Below are 19,001 nucleotides of genomic sequence, written 5' to 3'. Positions count from 1 at the left end.
TTTCCAAAGGGGTTCGGATGGCCAAGATCGTGCTGGACCGGGTCGACAAGGTGTACGGCGGCGGAGTCAAGGCCGTCGACGGGCTCGATCTGGAGATCCGCGACGGCGAGTTCATGGTGCTGGTCGGGCCGTCCGGCTGCGGCAAGTCCACCGCGCTGCGGATGATCGCCGGGCTGGAGGAGATCTCCGGTGGGAAGATCTCCATCGGCGACCAGGTCGTCAACGACCTCGCGCCGAAGGACCGCGACATCGCGATGGTGTTCCAGAACTACGCCCTCTACCCGCACATGACGGTCGAGCAGAACCTCGCGTTCGGCCTCAAGCTGCGCGGCACGCCGAAGGCGGAGATCAAGCAGAAGGTCCGCGACGCCGCCAAGATGCTCGGCCTGGAGCAGTACCTGTCCCGCAAGCCGGCCGCGCTGTCGGGCGGCCAGCGGCAGCGCGTCGCGATGGGCCGCGCCATCGTCCGCCAGCCGCAGGCGTTCCTGATGGACGAGCCGCTGTCCAACCTCGACGCCAAGCTCCGCGTCTCCATGCGCGCCTCCCTCAGCCAGCTGCACGAGCGGCTCGGCGTCACCACCGTGTACGTCACCCACGACCAGGTCGAGGCCATGACGCTCGGATCGCGGGTGTGCGTGCTGCGCGAGGGCAAGCTCCAGCAGGTCGACACCCCGCAGCGGCTGTTCGACAACCCCGTCAACCTGTTCGTGGCCGGGTTCATCGGCTCGCCCGCGATGAACTTCGTGCTCGCCGACCTCGAGACCGGCGACGGCGGGGCGCGGGTCTCCTTCGCCGGCTACACGCTGCCCGTCCCGGCCGCGGTCATGGACGACAAGCCGGGCCTGGGCGACTACCTCGGCAAGAAGGTCATCCTCGGCATCCGCCCGTCGGACTTCGAGGACTCCGCGCACGCCCAGCCCGGCTGGGCGCCGATGGCGGTGCGCAGCAGCGTCACCGAGGAGCTCGGCAGCGAGATCAACGTGATCTTCACGATCGACGCCCCGCCGGTCGAGCACAAGGACACCGCCGACCTGGCCGAGGACGCCGCCGAGGGCGAGGCCGAGGCGATCCCGCTGATCGACAACAAGGCGCTGTGGACGGCCCGCGTCAACTCCCGCTCGCACGTGCGCCCGGGGCAGGACGTGGACCTCGCCGTCGACACGCGCCGCCTGCACTTCTTCGACCCGTCCAGCGGTCTGGCCATCGGGCACCCCGACGTCGCCGAACGGCACGGCGCCGCGGACCTGCGCAAGTCCGGCTGACCGTCCCGCTGCGACAGGGCGGTGCCCACGGCCTCGGTGAGGCCGTGGGCACCGTTGTCCCGGCGGGCGTCACTTCACCGAGCCGGCGAGGACCCCCTGGACGAAGTAGCGCTGGAAGGCGAAGAACACGATCAGCGGGACGACCAGCGACAGGAACGCGCCGGGCGCGAGGATGTCGATGTTGCCGGTGAACTGCCGCATCTGCGACTGCAGCCACTTGGTCATCGGCTGCGACCCGGTGTCGGCGAACACCAGCGCGACCAGCAGGTCGTTCCACACCCACAGGAACTGGAAGATGCCGAGCGAGGCGATCGCCGGGCCGCCCAGCGGGAAGATCACCCGGCGGAAGATCGTCCACTCCGAGCCGCCGTCCATCCGCGCCGCCTCCAGCAGGTCCCGGGGGATCGCCGCGAAGAAGTTGCGGAGCAGGAAGATGGCGAACGGCAGCCCGAAGGCCACGTGGAACAGCACGACGCCGGTGATCGAGCCGAACATGTGGAAGCTTCCGAACTCGATGTAGCCGTACAGCCTGGCGACCGGGATCAGCGCGACCTGGACCGGCACCACCAGCAGCGCCACGACGCCGAGGAACAGCCAGTCCCGGCCGGGGAACTCCATCCAGGCGAACGCGTAGGCGGCCAGCGAGGCGATCGCGACCACCAGCAGCGTCGCCGGGACGGTGATCAGCACCGTGTTCCAGAACGAGTCGACGAAGTCGCCCTTGTCCAGCAGCGCGCCGTAGGACTCGGCGGTCAGCTGCGCCGGCTTGGCGAACACGTTCCACCAGCCGTCGGCGTTGTTGTCCTCGTTGGAGCGCAGCGAGGCGACCAGCAGGCCGAGGGTCGGCACCAGCCAGAACAGCGCGACCAGGACCAGCAGCGCCTGCGCGGCGCCGCCGCCCGCCCTGCCGACGATCCGCGCGGCCAGGCCGCGCCGCGGCGCTCCCGCCGCGCCGCCGCCCTCCGCCCCGGAGGGCGCCTGCGGGGCCTTCTCCGCGGTGCTCATTTGCGCTCCTGCCGCATTCTCCGGATGTTGAACAGCATGGCGGGCAGCACCAGCACGAACAGCAGCACGGCGATGGCGCTGCCGGAGCCCTGGTCGTTGCCGCCGCCGAACGACTCGGTCCACATCTGCAGCGCCAGCACGCTGGCGTTCGGATCGCCGCCGCCGATGATGTAGACGAGGTCGAAGACCTTCAGGACGTTGATGACCAGCGTCACCAGCACCACCATCAGGACGGGCGCGAGCAGCGGGATCGTCACCCGCCGGAACACCTGCCACTCGGTGGCGCCGTCCACCCGCGCCGCCTCCAGGGCGTCGCGCGGGATGGCCGCGAGCCCGGCGGCGATGAGCACCATCGCGAAGCCCGACCACACCCACAGGTACGACCCGATGATCGCCGGGGTGATGAGGGTGTCGCCGAGCCACTCGGCGCCCTGGTAGGCGGTGGTGAAGTTGTCCTTGGGCAGCCGGATCGTGTACGTCCCGGCGGGCACCTTCCGCATGGTGAAGGTTCCGTCGGCCTCCGTGGTGGCCTTGGCGACGACCTTGCCGCCCTGGACCGCCTCGACCCGGATGCCCGGCAGGCCGGACTCTCCGGAGTTGGGGGCGTTCTGCTGGCCGCCCCCGCCCCGGGTGAAGTCGAACCAGACCGTGCCGGTCAGCCGGCCCGGCCCGGCCGCCGGGGGCGGCGCGGCGGGCTCGGCGCCCTTCGGCAGGTACTCGGGCTTGATCTTCAGCAGCGGGACGAGCGCGCTCTGCCCCGCCGAGTACGGCCGCACCGAGACCACGGCGCCGCCGTCCTGCCGGACCGGCGAGTTCCCGCCGTTGCGGGGCCCGGCCCCCGGGTAGGTGGTGTCCTGCCGGAACATGTCGTGGACCGCGACCATCGCCGCGTTCGCCACGCCCTTGTCCGGGTCCTGCTGGTACACCAGCCGGAAGATCACGCCGGAGGCGAGGAACGAGATCGCCATCGGCATGAACACCACGAGCTTGAACACCGTCGCCCACCGGATCCGCTCGGTGAGCACGGCGAACACCAGGCCGACGATGGTCACCACGGTCGGCGCCACGACGACCCAGATGGCGGTGTTGCGCACCGCCACGAGGTTGTCGTGCCCCTTGAAGACCCCGGTGTAGTTGTCGACGCCGACGAACGAGCCGCCCGAGGCGTCGAAGAAACTGCGGATCACCGAGTAGACGATCGGGTACACGACGAGGAAGCCGAGCAGCAGCAGCGCCGGCAGCAGGAACGTCAGGGCCAGCCACGACGGCGGGGTCAGCCGCTCGCGCGCGCCGCGGGCGCCCCTGCCGGCGGGCGGCGCGTCGATGGCGGCGGCGCCGCCGGCCGTCGCGGCCGGCGGCACCTCCTCATTCGGAGCCTTCATCCAGGGATTCCCTACTTGTAGGCCCTACTTGTACGCCTTGGCCGCCTCGGCCTCCAGCTTGGCCTGCGTGCCCTTGACGTCGGTCGGGTTCTGCACGAACTGGCGCAGCGCCTCCCACTCGCCCTTGCCGGGCGTCGCGCCGAACGCGGCGGGAGCCAGGTCGGACATGTCGTAGCGGGCGGCGTCGCCGGCCTGCTGGAGCTGGGTGATCAGCTGCTTGGCGATCGGGTCGGAGTAGGCGTCGGGCTTGACGTTCTTGTTCGGCGTCAGGTAGCCGCCGAGCCCGGCCCACACCGTGCCCGCCTCGGGCGAGGCGAGGTACTTCATGAGCTCCTGCGCGCCCTTGCCGTCCTTCAGCGCGACCGCGACGTCGCCGCCGAGGATCGCCGGGGCGGTGCCGCCGGCCTTCGGGAACGCGAAGACCTTGGCGTCCGTGCCGACCTTGGCCTTGGTGGTGCCGATGTTGGCGGCGGCGAAGTCGCCGCCGTAGACCATGGCGGCCTTCTGCTGGCCGAACACCTGGGTGACCGACTCGTCGAACTTGGTCTTGGTCGCGGTCGCGACGCCGCCGTTCAGGTAGTCGGGCTTGCCCCAGACCTCGGCGAGCGTCTGCAGCGCCTTGCCCACGCTCGGGTCGGTCCACTTGATCTCGTGCTTGGCGAGCTTGTCGTAGTTCTCCGGCCCGGCCTGCGACAGGTAGACGTTCTCGAACCAGTCGGTCAGCGTCCAGGAGTCCTGCGGGCCCGCGGCGAGCGTGAACGGGGTGGTGCCCGCGTCCTGCAGCGTGCCCGCCGCCTTGGTCAGGTCGGCCCACGCCGCGGGCGGCTGGACGCCGGCCTCGTCGAACGCCGCCGGCCGGTACCACAGGATCGACTTGTAGGCGGCCTTGACGATCACGCCGTAGGTCTTGCCGTCGGAGGAGCCGAGCTCCTTCCAGTACGGCGCGAAGTTCTGCCCGACCTGCGAGACCACGTCGTCGCCCAGGGGCTTGAGCGCCCCCTTGCCGGCGTACTGCTGCATGAGGCCCGGCTGCGGCAGGATCGCCACGTCCGGCGGGTTCTTGGCCTCGATGCGCGGGCCGAGGTAGGCGTCGGTGTTCTCCCCGGTGGAGGCGTAGTTGACCTTCGCCCCGGTCTTCTTCTCGAACGCCTGCAGGACCTTGCGGAAGTTCGCCTCCTCCGGACCGGTCCACTTGGCCGCGACCTCGATGGTGGTGCCCTTCAGCTCACCCCCGCCGGAGGGCGACGACCCGTCCCCGTCCTTGTCGTCGCCGCCGCAGGCGGCGGCCGCGGACAGCAGCAGTCCCGCCGCGACGGCGACTCCCGTCACGCGCCTGCCGACGCCGGCGGAGCCGTGTCGGGGGGTGCGGGGGGAGGTCCCCCCGCCGGCAAAGCTGACCCTCATTCCTCATCCTCCCTGGCCGGAGCGGCGTCGCCTGTTCCCCAGATCGACGCGCCGGACTCGATATCGAAGAAGTGCAGGCGTCCGGTGTCGACGCGGATCGTCACCGGGTCGCCCACCTTCACGCGGGTGCGCGGGCTGAACCGCGCGACCAGGTCCGTGCGGGGGCTCTCCAGGTCCCCCAGCACGTCGGTCCCCGCGTCGCGCGCGAGCTCCTTGGTGTCCTCGGTGACGACCTGGGACGCCTCGATCGCGAAGTGCACCAGCACGTCCGAGCCCATCGCCTCGACGAGGTCGGCGGTGGAGGCCAGCCCGGATCCCTCGGGCGTCTCCACGAGCTCGGAGTCCTCCATGTCCTCGGGGCGGATGCCGACGACGACGTCGCCGCCGAGGTGGGATGCCAGGGCCGGACGCTCGGTCATGACCTCGGCCGGAAGCGCCAGGGTCTGGCCGCCGATCTCCAGGCGCGGGTTCTCCGCGTCGCCGGACAGCGTGCCCTGGACCAGGTTCATGGCCGGTGAGCCGATGAATCCGGCGACGAACAGGTTCGCCGGCCGGTCGTAGAGCTCCTGCGGCGCGGCGACCTGCTGCAGGCGCCCCTTCTTCATCACCGCGACCCGGTCGCCGAGCGTCATCGCCTCGGTCTGGTCGTGGGTGACGTAGATCGTGGTGACGCCGAGGTCGCGCTGGAGGCGGGCGATCTCGGCGCGCATCTGGACGCGCAGCTTGGCGTCGAGGTTGGACAGCGGCTCGTCCATCAGGAACGCCTGCGGCTCCCGGACGATCGCGCGGCCCATCGCGACGCGCTGCCGCTGCCCGCCCGAAAGGTTGCGAGGCTTCTTGTCCAGGTAGTCGGTCAGGCCCAGGGTCCGCGCGGCCCGGTCGACCTTCTCGCGGATCTCGGCCTTCGGCAGCTTGCGCAGCGACAGGCCGAAGCCGATGTTGTCGCGCACCGACAGGTGCGGGTAGAGGGCGTAACTCTGGAACACCATCGCGACGTCGCGGTCCCGGGACGGCACCCGGTTGACGACCCGCCCGCCGATCGTGACCTCGCCCTCGGAGATCTCCTCCAGCCCGGCGACCATCCGCAGCGCGGTGGTCTTGCCGCAGCCCGACGGGCCCACCAGGACGAGGAACTCCCCGTCGGCGATGTGGAGGTTCAGGTCGGTCACGGCCCGCGTGCCGTCGGGATAGACCTTCCCGACGCTGGTCAGGTCGACCTCTGCCACGGCGTCTCCTCTTCGTCACGGCACGTCGATGCGGAAGAAAGTCGACTTACTCCCGCGTAACAGTGCAACAAGGAGGTACAGGGCCGGACACCCGGATCGCAACCGGCGGAGGCACGCTCCGGCGCATTTGATACAGAGATCGTTACCGAGCCGTTTCCGTCTCAATTTGCGCTGCCCGAAAACAGCACGTGGGCATGAACGCAAACCCGTTCATGCCCACGGTCGTCCGGGCGCCCGAAGCGCCGGACCGGCGTCAGCCCACGACCACCAGCCCGCGCTCGGTGACGTTCATCGGCGCGTAGCCCTCCTCGGTGCACACGACGATGTCCTCGATGCGGGCGCCGTGCGGGCCGGGGTAGATGCCGGGCTCGATCGAGAACGCCATCCCGGGCTCCAGCGGCTCGCGGTTGCCGGCGACGATGTAGGGTTCCTCGTGCGACTCCAGCCCGATGCCGTGGCCCGTGCGGTGGAAGAAGTGCTGGCCGTGCCCGGCGGCGGCGATGATGTCGCGGCCAGCCGCGTCCACCTCCTCCGGCGTCGCCCCCGGCCGCACGGCCTCGCAGGACGCGCGCTGCGCCTCCTCCAGCACCGCGAAGTACGCGCGGTACTCGGCGGGCGGCTCGCCCACGCAGTAGTTGCGGGTCGAGTCCGAGCAGTAGCCGCTCGGCATCGTCCCGCCGATGTCGACCACCACGGGCTCGCCGGGACGGATGACCCGGTCCGACAGCTCGGCGTGCGGGTTGGCGCCGTTCGGGCCGGAGCCGACGATGACGAAGTCGACCTGCGCGTGCCCCTCGGCGATGATCGCGTCGGCGATGTCGCGGCCCACCTCGCGCTCGGTGCGCCCGGCCCTCAGCAGGTCCGGGACCCGGCGGTGCACCCGGTCGATCGCCTCCCCCGCCTCGCGCAGCGCCGCCACCTCCGCCGCGCTCTTGCGCATCCGCAGCTCCCGCAGCACGCTCCCGGCCGCGACCTGCTCGGCGCCGGGCATCGCGCCGCGGAACCGCAGCGCCATCACCGCCCACATCCGGTCGGCCACGCCGACGGTCCCCACGTCCCGCGGGAGGCGGCCGGCCACCAGCGCGTAGGGGTCGTCGGTCTCGTCCCACGGCACCAGCTCCAGCCCGATGGACCCCGCCGGCGACTCCTGCGCGGCGGGAAGCTCCAGCCGGGGGACGACCAGGAACGGCTCGCCGCCGGCCGGGACCACCAGGCAGGTGAGCCGCTCGAGCTGCTTGGCGTCGTACCCGGTGACGTACCGCAGGTCGGGGCCGGGTGTCAGCAGGACCGCCCCGAGACCCGCCTTCACCGTCGCCTCGCGCACCAGGCCGACACGCTCGCGCGGATACAACTCCGTTGTCACATCCGTCTCCATATCCCAGCTCCTCTCCAGTGGCCGGTACCAGGATCCCAGGAGCGTCCGGGCGCCGGTGACCCGGCCCGCGTGGCAGCATGTGCCCCATGAGCGGGCTGATGCTGCTGGACACGCCGTCGTTGTACTTCCGCGCCTTCTTCGGGGTCCCCGAGTCGGTGACGGCCCCCGACGGGACCCCGGTGAACGCGGTGCGCGGGCTCGTCGACATGATCGCCCGGCTCGTCCAGGACCGCCGGCCGGAGCGGCTCGTGTGCTGCATGGACGCCGACTGGCGCCCGGCGTTCCGGGTGGAGGCGCTGCCCTCCTACAAGGCGCACCGGGTGGCCGAGGACGGCGGCGACCAGACGCCCGACGCGCTGGAGGCCCAGCTCCCGGTCATCGAGCAGGTGCTGGACGCCTTCGGGCTGGCGCGCGCGGGCGTCCCCGGCTACGAGGCCGACGACGTCATCGGGACGCTCGCGGTGCGGGGCGCGGCCGACGGGCCGGTCGACATCGTGACCGGCGACCGCGACCTGTTCCAGCTCGTCGACGACCGCGCCCCCGTCTGCGTCCTGTACACCGCGCGGGGGATCCGGAACCTGCAGGTGATGGGCGAGAAGGAGGTCGCGGCCAAGTACGGCATCCCGGGCCGCGGCTACGGCGACTACGCCACGCTGCGCGGCGACCCGAGCGACGGGCTGCCCGGCGTGCCGGGGGTCGGCGACAAGACCGCCGCCGCGCTCGTCACCCGGTTCGGCTCGGTCGAGGGGATCCTCGCGGCGCTGGACGCCGGCACCGACGAGGGGTTCCCGGCGGGCGCGCGCCGCCGGATGGAGGCGGCCCGCGAGTACCTGGCCGCCGCCGAGACCGTGGTGCGGGTCGTCACCGACATCGACGCCCCCGAGCTGGCGGGCCTGGACGACCGGCTGCCCGCCGAGCCGCGCGACCCCGAGGCCCTCGTCCGGCTCGCCGACACCTGGAACCTGTCCAGCCCGGTCAACCGCCTGCTGAACGCGCTCTCCCGCTGACCGGTCCCCGGTGCAAGTTGCGCCGAGAGTGTCAGATGACACAGACAGCGCGGTCTCCGGCGTGCAGCATTCGGAGCGGTGAGGGGTTCTCCTTGGCACATGAAGGCGACCGGTACCCGCGGCACTTGGGCCTCAACGCCCCACTCCCCCCAATTGCCGCGGGTACCGGTTAATCCGAACCCCGGACCGGAGACGGACGTGCCGTGACCGAGCGGACCCGACCCCGCGGCGGCCTCGCCGCGGGCCCCGGCGGCGGATTCTGGGCCGCGCTGGACGGCCCGGAGCGCGCGGCGCTGCGGGCCGCCGGGCGGGCGCGGAGCTACCAGCCGAGAACGCCCCTGTGCTACCAGGGCGACGACTCCGACCACATCATCGTCATCGAGTCGGGCTGGGCGAAGGTCACCTGCGCCGGCGAGGACGGGCGGGCGGTCGTGCTCGCCGTGCGCGGCCCCGGGGACCTCGTCTGCGAGAGCGCGGTGCTCGGCGGCCGCGAGCGGTCGGCGACGGTGCAGGCGCTCGACCACGTCCGGGCGCTCATCGTCCCGGCGGCCCGGTTCACCGCCTTCCTGGACGCCCACCCCCGGGTGTGGCGGCTGGTCAGCGGCACGTTCGTGCGGCGGCTCGACGACGCCGACCGCAGGCTGCGGGCGCACGTGTCGGCGCAGGGAGCCCGGCGGCTGGCGATCCTGCTGTCGGGCCTCGCCGAACTTTCGGCCCGGCACGCCCCGCCCGCCGCCGGCGGCGCGGTCGCGATCGGGCCGCCGCTGTCCCAGGAGGAGCTCGGCAGCTGGATGGACGCCTCCCGGGAGACCGTCGCGCGGGCGCTGTCCACGCTGCGGCGCGAGGGCCTGGTCAGCACCGGCTGGCGCAGGATCACCGTGGAGGACCCGCCGGGCCTGCGCGCGTTCGCGGACTCCCCGGAGGACTGAGGCCGCCCGGCCGGAATCGAGCGGCCGGGCCGGCGCCTTTACATTGTAGATTCACAACGGGATCGGGTGGTTCGTCCCGTACGCTCGGTCGTGTGCCGCGCCGACCGCTGCGACTGCGTACCGCCGAGGCCGACGCCGAGGTCCGCGCGGGACTCGACCGGATCCGCGCCGAGTTCTCGGTGTCCGGCGCGTTCCCGCCCGCCGCCCTCGCCGAGGCCGCCGCGTCCGCGCCTCCCCTGAACGGCCGCGCGGACCTGCGCGACGTCCCGTTCTTCACCCTGGACCCGCCCGGCTCGCTCGACCTCGACCAGGCGATGCACCTGGAGCGGCGCGGGTCCGGGCACCGGGTGCGGTATGCGATCGCCGACGTGGCGGGATTCGTCCGCCCGGGCGGCGCGCTCGACGCCGAGGCGCGCGCCCGCGGCGTCACGCTCTACCTGCCGGACGCGAGCTCGCCGCTGCATCCGCGCCCCCTGTCGGAGGGGACCGCGAGCCTTCTGCCGGGCCGGGAGCGCCCCGCCGTGGCCTGGACGATCGACATCGACGACGCCGGGCGGATCACCGGCGTCGACGTGCGGCGCGCCCTCGTGCGCAGCCGCGACCGGCTCGACTACGCCACAGCCCGCCGCGGCGACGGCGACCCGCGGATCACGCTGCTCGGCGAGATCGGCGAGCGGCTCATCGCGGCGGAGGCCGCGCGCGGCGGCGTGAGCCTGCCGCTGCCCGAGCAGGAGGTCGTGCACGCGGGCGGCGGCTGGGCGCTCAAGCTGCGCGGCGACCTGGCCACCGAGGCGTGGAACGCGCAGATCTCGCTGCTGACCGGGCGGGCCGCGGCCCGGCTGATGCTGGACGGCGGCGTCGGGCTGCTGCGCACCATGCCGCCCGCGCCGGCCGAGGCGGTCGAGCGGCTGCGGCTGGCGGCCCGGGCGCTCGGGGTCTCCTGGCCCGGGGACGCCTCCTACGGCGACATCGTCCGCGCCCTGGACCCGGCGCTCCCCCGGCACGCGGCGTTCCTGCACGACGCGGCGGGGCTGATGCGCGGCGCCGGCTACACCGCCTTCGACGGGGCGCCGCCGGAGCACGCCGCGCACGCCGCCGTCGCGGCCCCGTACGCGCATGTCACCGCGCCGATCCGGCGGCTGGCCGACCGGTACGCCACGGAGGTGTGCCTGGCGCTGGCGGCGGACCGCCCCGTCCCGCAGTGGGCGCGCGAGGCGCTGCCGCACCTGCCCGAGGCGATGCAGCGGGCGCTGCGCCGCGGCGCCGACATCGACCACGCGTGCGTCGACCTGGTCGAGGCGCTCCTCCTGCGCGACCACGTCGGGGACGTGTTCGACGCGGTGGTGGTGGACGTGAACGGCGACCGCACCGGCGGGCGCGTCCAGCTGGTGGCGCCGCCGGTGTTCGGCCGCTGCGACGGGGAGGGCCTGCCGCTCGGCGAGCAGGTCAGGGTGCGGCTGGAAGAAGCGGACCCGGCGCGCCGCCGGGTCCGCTTCTCTCGTGCGTCGTGAGCCCCGCCCGCCGGGTCCGGCGGCCGGGGCGGCCGGTCACCGGCGGCCGCGGCGCCGCGGCCGCCAGCTCGCGGAGGCGCCGGTGCCGACGCCGCCGAGGTGCAGGGCGACCAGCAGCAGGCCGAGGACGGTCAGGGTGCTGTTGTTGATGGCGTCCGAGGAGATGTCGGCCAGGTCGAACAGCAGGGCAAGTGCGAAGACGATCGCGGCGACGATCGCGAGCATGTCGGCCTCCGTGGGGGTCGGGGGCCCACCGCGGGCCCCTCGGCTGCCTACCGGATCTCCTCCAGCCCGCCGCCGAAACCGCGCCCCCTTTCCGGTCGGCCGATATCCGAATTTGCGACGGAACGAGCGTTCCCGCCGGTCAGCGGCCGGTCACGCGGCGTGCGCCGCCTACGGTTCGTCGGGAGCGTCCCGCCCGCCGGCGAGCGCGGCGCGGGCGCGCTCGGTCATGCGGACGACCTCGCGGCGCACCTGAGAACGTTCCGTGAGCCGCTCGCCGAACGGGATCCGGACCGGGTGCTCGACGCCCCCGTCGGCGACGGCGAACTCGATGCCCTCCGCGTCCAGTCCGGTCATCCGCGCCGCGGTCGCGCCGGGGCGCCCGCCGAGCGCGCGGCAGATCGTCAGGCAGTCGGCGGCGTGGTCCTCGTTCATGTGCCGGGCGATCTGCGTGACGACGTCGTCGGTGAAGGGGTCCGCGTCGGGCATGCGAGGGTCCTCTCGGGCGGGCGGCGGGACGGTCAGGCCCTTGTAGACCTGCAGGGCGTTGCCGGCGAGGACGAGCGCGAGGGTCTCCTCGTCGAGGCCGAGGGCGGCGACGGCGCGGGCGTTGCGGGCGATGCCGGGCACGCCGGGCCAGTCGCTGCCGAAGACGAACCTGCGGGCCAGGCGCCGCAGGTCGTGCCGGGCGTAGTACTCGGGGAGCCGGCGGGGCGGCAGCCCGGACAGCTCGATCCACACCTCCTCGCGGGACAGCGCGAGGAACGCGGCGGCGTCGTACCACCAGCCGCGCCCGCCGTGGGCGAGGACGAACGTCAGGCCGGGGAACAGCCGCAGCACGTCGTCGACCGCGGTGGGATCGGCGTACCGGTTGACCGAGCCGGGGAACGAGCTCGTCCCGCAATGGACGACGACCGGGACGCCGGCGTCGCGGCACACCTCGTAGGCGGGGTGGAGCTCGGGGTCGGCGACGCTGAACCCGCCGTGCACCGGGTGCAGCTTCAGGGCGACGGCGCCGAACCCGAGCTGCCGCTCGACCTCGGCGCCGATCGGGTAGTGCAGGTGGGGGTTGACGTTGGCGATCGGCCTGAAGCGCCGCGGGTTGTGCTCCAGCAGGGGCCGCAGGTCCTCGATGGGCTGCGTGCCGGTGGTCCGCGGGCTGTACTCGCACAGCAGCAGGGCGACGTCGACGCCCTCGCCCTCGAAGTAGGCGTCCACCCGCTCGGGCACGAGCGTGCCGTCCTCGTCGTAGAGGTCCTGCCAGGGGTGGGACGAGCCGAACTCCTCCGCCCAGCGCCGCCAGGCCGGGCGGAGCGTGGGCAGCCGGGCGGCGTGCACGTGCGCGTCGATCAGCGGGCGTCCGTCGAGCATGCGGCGGAGCCTACCCGCCGGCCGCTCAGGCGACGTCCGCGGTGTCCTGCTCCTCCAGCCAGGCGACGATGCCCTCCACGGCGGAGCGGCAGCTTCCGCAACCGGTGCTCGCCCGGGTGGCGCTCGCGACGTCCTCGGCCGTGCGGGCGCCGCGCTGCCAGCAGGCGCGGATCTGGCCCTTGCTGACGTTGTTGCACTGGCAGACGGTCGCCGCGTCCGGCATCCGCACCGGCGACTCGGCCTCGGGCGCCGCGCCGACGCCGGGGAACAGCAGGCCGAGGCGCTCGGCGGGCAGCGGCGAGGCCCGGTCGTAGAGCTGGGTGAGCGTCCCCGCGGTGGAGGTCTCGCCGAGCAGGATCGCGCCGATCAGCCGCCCGTCCCGGATCACGGCCTTCTTGTAGGTGCCGCGCGCCGCGTCGGTGAACCGGACGACCTCCACGTCCTCGTCGTCGTCGCCGAAGTGCGTCTCCCCCATCGACGCCAGCTCGATCCCGGCGGCCTTGAGCCGGGTGATCTGGCGGGCGCCGGTGAACCGCGCCGCGGGGTCGGTGCCGGCGAGCAGCCCCGCGAGCACGGCCGCCTGCTCCCACGCGGGCGCCACCAGCCCGTACACCTCGTCGCGGTGCTCGGAGCACTCGCCGATGGCGCGGACGGACGGGTCGCTGACCGACCGCAGCTCGTCGTCGACGATCACGGCCCGGCCGACGGCCAGGCCCGCGTCCCGGGCCAGGCCCACCTCGGGCCGGACTCCGCAGGACAGGACGACCAGGTCGGCGTCGACGACCTCGGTCCCGCCGCCGGGCAGGGCCAGCTCGACGCCGCTCACCGCGCCGCCCGCGGTGCGCAGCCCCGTGACCGCGGCCTGCAGCCGGGTGCCGATGCCGAGGGCCTCCAAGGTACGGGCCAGGACCTTCCCGGCGGCGGGGTCGAGCTGGCGTTCCATGAGGTGCCCGGCCAGGTGCAGGACGGTCACCTCCAGGCCGAGGCCGGTGAGCCCGCGCGCCGCCTCGATGCCCAGCAGCCCGCCGCCGACGACCACCGCGCGGCGCGCCGACTCGGCCAGGGCGGAGATGCGGCGGCAGTCCTCCAGCGTGCGGAACACCTGCGCGCCGCCCGGAAGGCCGTCCTCCAGGCCCGGCATCGGCGGGACGAACGCGGTGCTGCCGGTCGCGAGGACGAGCGTGCCGTAGGGGGTGACCGTCCCGTCCGATGCGTGCACGGTCCTTGCCGCGCGGTCGATGCGGGTGACCTCGACGCCGAGGCGGGCGTCCACGCCGTGCGAGGCGTACCAGGCGGCGTCGACCAGGCTGATGTGGTCGGGGCGCGTCTTCCCGGCGAGGACGTTCGACAGCAGGATCCGGTTGTAGGGGCGCTGCGCCTCCGCGCCGAACACCGTCACCGGCGTCGCGGCGTCCCGGGACCGCAGCTCGTCCACGAACCGGGAGCCGGCCATGCCGTTGCCGACGACGACCACGCCCGCCGGGTCCGCGGCGCTCACCGCTTCACCTCCAGGGGGAGCGGCTTGATCTGGTCGCGCTCGACCTCGAAGGCGATGCTCGGGTCGGGGGTCTGCGGCGCGTTGACGAACGAGACGAACCGGCGGAGCCGCTCGGGGTCCTCCAGGGTGTCGCGCCACTCGTCGGAGTAGGAGGCGACGTGGCGGGCCATGGCCGCGTCGAGGTCGGCGCAGATGCCGAGCCGGTCGTCCACGATCACCTCGCGCAGGTAGTCCAGGCCGCCGTCGAGGGACTCCAGCCAGCTCGCGGTGCGCTGGAGCCGGTCGGCGGTGCGGATGTAGAACATCAGGAAGCGGTCGATGTAAGTGATCAGCTCCTCGCCGGCGAGGTCGGTGGCGAACAGGTCGGCGTGCCGGGGCCGCATGCCGCCGTTCCCGGCGAGGTAGAGGTTCCAGCCGTTCTCGGTGGCGATGACGCCGAAGTCCTTGCTCTGCGCCTCGGCGCACTCGCGGGCGCAGCCGGACACGGCCGACTTCAGCTTGTGCGGGGCGCGCAGCCCCCGGTAGCGCAGCTCGAGCCGGATCGCCATCGCGGCCGAGTCCTGGACGCCGTAGCGGCACCAGGTGGAGCCCACGCACGACTTCACCGTGCGCAGCGCCTTGCCGTAGGCGTGGCCGGACTCGAACCCGGCCTCGACGAGCCGCCGCCAGATCTCGGGCAGCTGCTCGACGCGGGCGCCGAACAGGTCGATCCGCTGACCGCCGGTGATCTTGGTGTAGAGCCCGAAGTCGCGCGCCACCTCCCCGATCACGATGAGCCTCTCGGGGGTGATCTCGCCGCCGGGGACCCGCGGGACCACCGAGTACGTGCCGTTCTTCTGCAGGTTGGCCAGGAAGTGGTCGTTGGTGTCCTGCAGCGCCGCCTGCTCGCCTTCGAGGATGTGGCCGTTGCCCAGGCTGGCGAGGATGGAGGCGACGGCGGGCTTGCAGATGTCGCAGCCGCGGCCCGTCCCGTGCTCCTGCACGAGCTGGGTGAAGCTCCCGACCCGCCCGGCCCGGACGATGTCGAACAGCTCGGCACGGCTGTAGTCGAAGTGCTCGCAGATCGCCTTGCTGACCTCGATCCCCGCGGCGGTCAGCTCGGCGTCCAGGATCCGCTTCACCAGCGGGACGCAGCTTCCGCAGCTCGTCCCGGCCCTGGTGCGGTCCTTCACGCCCGCGACGTCGGTCAGGGAGCACTCGGCGACCGTGCGGCGGATGCCCTCGGCGGTGACGTTGTTGCAGGAGCAGATGACCGTCGCGCCGGGCAGGTCGCCGCCCGCCGCCTCGGTGCCGCCGAACAGCATCTGCTCGGGCGCGCCCGGCAGGCCGCCGCCGACGTGGGCGCGGAGCGTGCCGTAGGCCTCGGCGTCGCCGACGAGGACGCCGCCGAGCAGGGTCCGCGCGTCGTCGCTGACGACGAGCCGCTTGTAGACCCCGGCGACCGGGTCGGTGTAGGTGACGCCGAGCGCGCCCCGCTCGGGACCGGCGAACGGGTCGCCGAAGCTGGCGACGTCGACGCCCATCAGCTTGAGCTTGGTCGACATGTCCGCGCCCTCGAACACCGCCGTGCTCGCGGGGGACAGCAGCCGGTCCGCGACCACCTCGGCCATCGAGAAGCAGGGCCCGACCAGCCCGTACACCGTGCCGCCGACCAGGGCGCACTCGCCGATCGCGAAGACGGCGGGGTCCTCGGTGCGGCAGGAGGCGTCCACCACGACCCCGCCGCGCTCCCCCACCGGCAGCCCGCAGCCGCGGGCCAGCTCGTCGCGCGGGCGGATCCCGGCGGAGAACACCACGACCTCGGCGTCGAGCGCCGTGCCGTCCTCCAGGACGACGCGCCGGACCGAGCCGTCCTCCCCGGCCTCCAGGGCCCGCATGGGGGTGCCCGCGTGCACGGCCATGCCGAGCGCCTCGATGTGGCGGCGCAGCATCGCGCCGCCGCCCTCGTCCAGCTGGCGCGGCATCAGCCACGGCGCCACCTCCACGACGCCGCTGCGCAGGCCGAGGCCCTGGATCGCGCGGGCCGCCTCCAGGCCGAGCAGGCCGCCGCCGACGACGGCGCCGGTGGCCCGGCCCCGCGCGTACGCGCGGATCGCGTCCAGGTCGTCGATCGTGCGGTAGACGAAGACCCCCGGCAGGTCCCGCCCCCGGACCGGGGGGACGAACGGCGCGGACCCCGTGGCGAGGACGAGCGCGTCGTAGGGGACGGCGCTCCCCGCCGAGGTGGCGACCGTCCGGGCCGCGCGGTCGATCCCGGTGACCCGCTCCCCGGTCCGCACGGTGACCGCGCCGTCGTGCGCGGGGTAGGCCAGGTCGGCGCCCTCCAGATGCGTCGTGAGCGCCACGCGGTCGTAGGCGGTGCGGGGCTCCTCGCCGATCACTGTGATCGTCCACGTGCCGGCGGTGTCGCGCTCGCGCACCGCCTCCACCAGGCGGTGCGCGGCCGGCCCGTGGCCGGCGACGACCAGGCGCTTGTCCGGTCTGCTGTCGGCTCCCATGGGGCCGATCCTCGGCGGCACGTATTACTCGCGCGGATCTTCGCTGTCACCCCCGCGTTAAGTGGCCCTCACAGCCGGCCCGCCCGCGATGCGGGGCGGGAGCCCCGCGCCGCACCCGCCCCGGTCGTGCACCATGGAAGGGTGACGGAGCTTGCGGAGAACGGGACGAAGACCGGCCTGCCGATGCTGGCCGACCTCGTCTCGGACGGCGACGTGGTGGTGCTGAGCGGCGCGGGGCTGTCGACCGAGTCGGGCATCCCCGACTACCGCGGGGAGACGGGCCGCCGGCGGCGCGCGGAGCCGATGACCTACCAGGCGTTCACCGGGAGCGAGGCGGCGCGGCGCCGCTACTGGGCGCGCAGCCACCTCGGCTGGCGGCACATCGCGCGGGCCCGCCCGAATTCCGGGCACCGCGCGGTCGCCGAGCTGCAGCGGCGCGGCCTGCTGGCCGGGATCATCACCCAGAACGTCGACGGGCTCCAGCAGGCCGCGGGCGCGCGCGAGGTGATCGAGTTGCACGGCGCGCTGGACCGCGTCCTGTGCCTGTCCTGCGGCGAGCGGTCCGCGCGCGAGCGGCTCGACGAGCGGCTGCGCGCGGCCAACCCCGGCTGGACGGCCCGCGCCGAGACGATCAACCCCGACGGGGACGCCGTCCTGCGCGACGAGGCCGTCGAGGCGTTCCGGATCGTGGGCTGCGAGCGGTGCGGCGGCGCGCTCAAGCCCGACGTGATCTTCTTCGGCGAGAACGTGCCCCCGGCCCGTGTCGGGGACTGCTTCGCGCTGACGGAGCGGGCGGGGGCGCTGCTGGTGCTGGGGTCGTCGCTGACCGTGCTGTCGGGCTACCGGTTCGTCCGGCACGCGGCGCGGCACGGCGTCCCGGTGGCGATCGTCAACCGCGGCGCCACCCGGGGCGACCCGCACGCCCTGGTCACGCTGGACGCCCCGCTCGGCGCCACCCTGGACGCGCTGGTCGCCGAGCTGCCCGCCTGACGCGGACCGGCCCGGCCTACCCTCCGCCCACCAGCGTGGTCGCGGCCGGCGCCGGGCCGTGGGAGTGCCCGGGGTCCCCGGGCGGGGGCGCGCCGGTGGCCTCTGGCGGGTCGGGCAGCATGTCGCCGGTGACGAATCCGGTGCCCTCCAGCAGCCGCATGTGGGTGCGGACGAACGTCTCGCACTGCTCGGAGAAGTTCCGCACCAGCGTGTTGCGGGTGCTGCCGCGGACGGCGGCGATCGCCGGGTAGATCTGGCCGTGCGCCATCCGCAGGCGGGCGACGGCCGTCCGGTCGTAGTCGTTCCCCGACTTGCCGGTGATCTCCGACATCCAGCTCTGCTGGTCCGGTGTCGGCTGGTTCGGCAGCGGAACGTTCAGCCTGGCGGCGACCGCGCGGTCCAGTTCGTCCAGCCGGGCGTGCTGGCGCGCGATCTCGCCGAGGTTGCGGCGGGTCGCGGCCCGCGCGGCGCGGCGCTCGGCCTCCCGGCCCACGGGGATCTCCCACAGACCCGCCTGCCGGACCCGCACGACGAGGTCGCGGTCGGCGGGGCCGAGCGGCCCCCACGGGGTGTCGACGGTGGACTGGGCCGCGTTCCGGGCGTTGGCCTGCGGCGCCACGGCGCCGCCGTCGGAGGCCTGGCGGCCGATCGGCGCGCAGGCGCCGAGGAGCAGCGCCGCGGCGAGGCCGCACGCCGCAGCGACGACCGGTCGGGGTTCTCGCATCCGCCGCCGCCTTTCGTGTCGGGGAAGGGGCGTCGTCGCGCAGTACGCACGTCCGGGCGCGGAGGTTCGGCCGGGCGGGGAACGGACCGGGCCTCAGGTCCAGCCGAGCCGGGCCAGGGAGGTGACGGGCGGTTCGCCGCCGGCCTCGGTGAAGGCGCGCAGCGCGTCGACGAGGGCCCGCCGCTGCCCGGCCGGCATCCGGGCCACCACGGCGGCGATGTCGGCGCGGCGGCGGGCGGTCACGTCGTCGACGATGCCGCGCCCGGCCGGGGTGAGCTGGATGCGGACCTCGCGGCCGCTGTCGGGGCTGGCCTGCCGGTCCACCAGCCCGGCGGCGGCCAGCCGATCCACCATTCGCATCGCGGTCGAGGGGTTGACCTCCAGCAGCCCGGCGAGAGTCACGAGCTTGGCCGGCCCCTGCGAGGCCAGCACCACCAGGAGCCGGAACTGCGGCAGGGTGACGGCGCCCTCCACCGCGGCCAGGGAGCGCACCGAGACCGCCACCAGCAGGCGGGACGCGGTCAGCAGCGCCGAGGTCACCGCGTCGACCCCGTCGTCCTGCAGCTCGTTCATGACGACTTTCTACCGGGGCCGGTC

At 73.9% G+C, this 19,001-nt stretch carries 16 protein-coding genes; 5 read left to right on the top strand and 11 right to left on the bottom strand.

The genetic code is table 11. The features are described 5' to 3' along the window. Positions 1–17 precede the first annotated feature (17 nt). Positions 18–1,262: a sn-glycerol-3-phosphate ABC transporter ATP-binding protein UgpC gene (gene ugpC / locus AB0C87_RS29255; RefSeq protein ID WP_345183028.1), complete on the top strand. Its 1,245-nt coding sequence runs from the start codon at positions 18–20 to the stop codon at positions 1,260–1,262. Between the two features lie 69 nt (positions 1,263–1,331). Here the strand turns inward: ugpC (AB0C87_RS29255) and AB0C87_RS29250 are convergent, their stop codons facing one another. The 5 genes from AB0C87_RS29250 to AB0C87_RS29230 form a co-directional block, all read right to left on the bottom strand. Continuing rightward, a complete protein-coding gene (locus AB0C87_RS29250; RefSeq protein ID WP_345183027.1) occupies positions 1,332–2,267 on the bottom strand; it encodes a carbohydrate ABC transporter permease in 936 nt (311 codons plus the stop codon). Beyond that, complete coding sequence (locus tag AB0C87_RS29245; protein ID WP_360580468.1) at positions 2,264–3,649, bottom strand: ABC transporter permease subunit; 1,386 nt, start codon at positions 3,647–3,649, stop codon at positions 2,264–2,266. The genes AB0C87_RS29250 and AB0C87_RS29245 overlap by 4 nt, the downstream gene beginning before the upstream one ends. Positions 3,650–3,673: 24 nt before the next feature. Then, the gene (locus AB0C87_RS29240) at positions 3,674–4,978 is read right to left on the bottom strand and encodes an extracellular solute-binding protein (RefSeq protein ID WP_353834389.1); all 1,305 of its coding nucleotides are present in this window, start codon (positions 4,976–4,978) and stop codon (positions 3,674–3,676) included. Between the two features lie 71 nt (positions 4,979–5,049). Then, positions 5,050–6,279: a sn-glycerol-3-phosphate ABC transporter ATP-binding protein UgpC gene (gene ugpC / locus AB0C87_RS29235; protein WP_345183024.1), complete on the bottom strand. Its 1,230-nt coding sequence runs from the start codon at positions 6,277–6,279 to the stop codon at positions 5,050–5,052. Between the two features lie 253 nt (positions 6,280–6,532). Continuing rightward, complete coding sequence (locus tag AB0C87_RS29230) at positions 6,533–7,654, bottom strand: Xaa-Pro peptidase family protein (RefSeq protein ID WP_360580466.1); 1,122 nt, start codon at positions 7,652–7,654, stop codon at positions 6,533–6,535. Positions 7,655–7,740: 86 nt separating this feature from the next. Here AB0C87_RS29230 and AB0C87_RS29225 point away from each other — a divergent pair, with 86 nt between their 5' ends. The 3 genes from AB0C87_RS29225 (at position 7,741) to AB0C87_RS29215 (ending at position 11,101) form a co-directional block, all read left to right on the top strand. Beyond that, positions 7,741–8,661 (top strand): 5'-3' exonuclease, encoded by a 921-nt coding sequence (locus AB0C87_RS29225; protein ID WP_345183022.1) that lies wholly within the window; start codon positions 7,741–7,743, stop codon positions 8,659–8,661. A gap of 203 nt (positions 8,662–8,864) precedes the next feature. Then, a complete protein-coding gene (locus AB0C87_RS29220; protein ID WP_345183020.1) occupies positions 8,865–9,590 on the top strand; it encodes a Crp/Fnr family transcriptional regulator in 726 nt (241 codons plus the stop codon). 92 nt (positions 9,591–9,682) lie between these two features. Continuing rightward, entirely contained in the window at positions 9,683–11,101 is a 1,419-nt protein-coding gene (locus AB0C87_RS29215) for an RNB domain-containing ribonuclease (RefSeq protein WP_360580464.1), read from the top strand. Positions 11,102–11,137: 36 nt separating this feature from the next. On the opposite strand, the gene AB0C87_RS29210 is transcribed toward AB0C87_RS29215, so the two are convergent. The 4 genes from AB0C87_RS29210 to nirB form a co-directional block, all read right to left on the bottom strand. Continuing rightward, positions 11,138–11,326, bottom strand: coding sequence for a hypothetical protein (locus AB0C87_RS29210; protein WP_353834850.1), 189 nt, complete (start codon positions 11,324–11,326; stop codon positions 11,138–11,140). 168 nt (positions 11,327–11,494) lie between these two features. Beyond that, positions 11,495–12,694: an amidohydrolase family protein gene (locus tag AB0C87_RS29205; protein ID WP_353834849.1), complete on the bottom strand. Its 1,200-nt coding sequence runs from the start codon at positions 12,692–12,694 to the stop codon at positions 11,495–11,497. Positions 12,695–12,719: 25 nt separating this feature from the next. Then, positions 12,720–14,192 (bottom strand): FAD-dependent oxidoreductase, encoded by a 1,473-nt coding sequence (locus tag AB0C87_RS29200; RefSeq protein WP_360580462.1) that lies wholly within the window; start codon positions 14,190–14,192, stop codon positions 12,720–12,722. Next, positions 14,189–16,690: a nitrite reductase large subunit NirB gene (gene nirB / locus AB0C87_RS29195; RefSeq protein ID WP_360580461.1), complete on the bottom strand. Its 2,502-nt coding sequence runs from the start codon at positions 16,688–16,690 to the stop codon at positions 14,189–14,191. Before nirB ends, AB0C87_RS29200 begins: the two co-directional genes overlap by 4 nt. 141 nt (positions 16,691–16,831) lie before the next feature. Between nirB and AB0C87_RS29190 the strand changes: the two genes are divergently transcribed. Continuing rightward, on the top strand, positions 16,832–17,680 hold the full coding sequence (locus tag AB0C87_RS29190; protein ID WP_345183014.1) for an NAD-dependent protein deacetylase: 849 nt from the start codon (positions 16,832–16,834) through the stop codon (positions 17,678–17,680). 16 nt (positions 17,681–17,696) lie between these two features. On the opposite strand, the gene AB0C87_RS29185 is transcribed toward AB0C87_RS29190, so the two are convergent. Then, a complete protein-coding gene (locus AB0C87_RS29185; RefSeq protein WP_345183013.1) occupies positions 17,697–18,404 on the bottom strand; it encodes a DUF4142 domain-containing protein in 708 nt (235 codons plus the stop codon). A 93-nt stretch (positions 18,405–18,497) separates the two neighbouring features. After that, complete coding sequence (locus AB0C87_RS29180; protein ID WP_345183012.1) at positions 18,498–18,977, bottom strand: MarR family transcriptional regulator; 480 nt, start codon at positions 18,975–18,977, stop codon at positions 18,498–18,500. Positions 18,978–19,001: the final 24 nt, after the last annotated feature.

Origin of the sequence: Actinomadura sp. NPDC048021 (genome assembly GCF_040653135.1) — a bacterium.
Lineage (GTDB): Bacteria > Actinomycetota > Actinomycetes > Streptosporangiales > Streptosporangiaceae > Spirillospora > Spirillospora verrucosospora.
The sequence above is the reverse complement of the archived record's forward strand: the minus strand, read 5'-3'. Positions and strand labels throughout refer to the sequence as shown.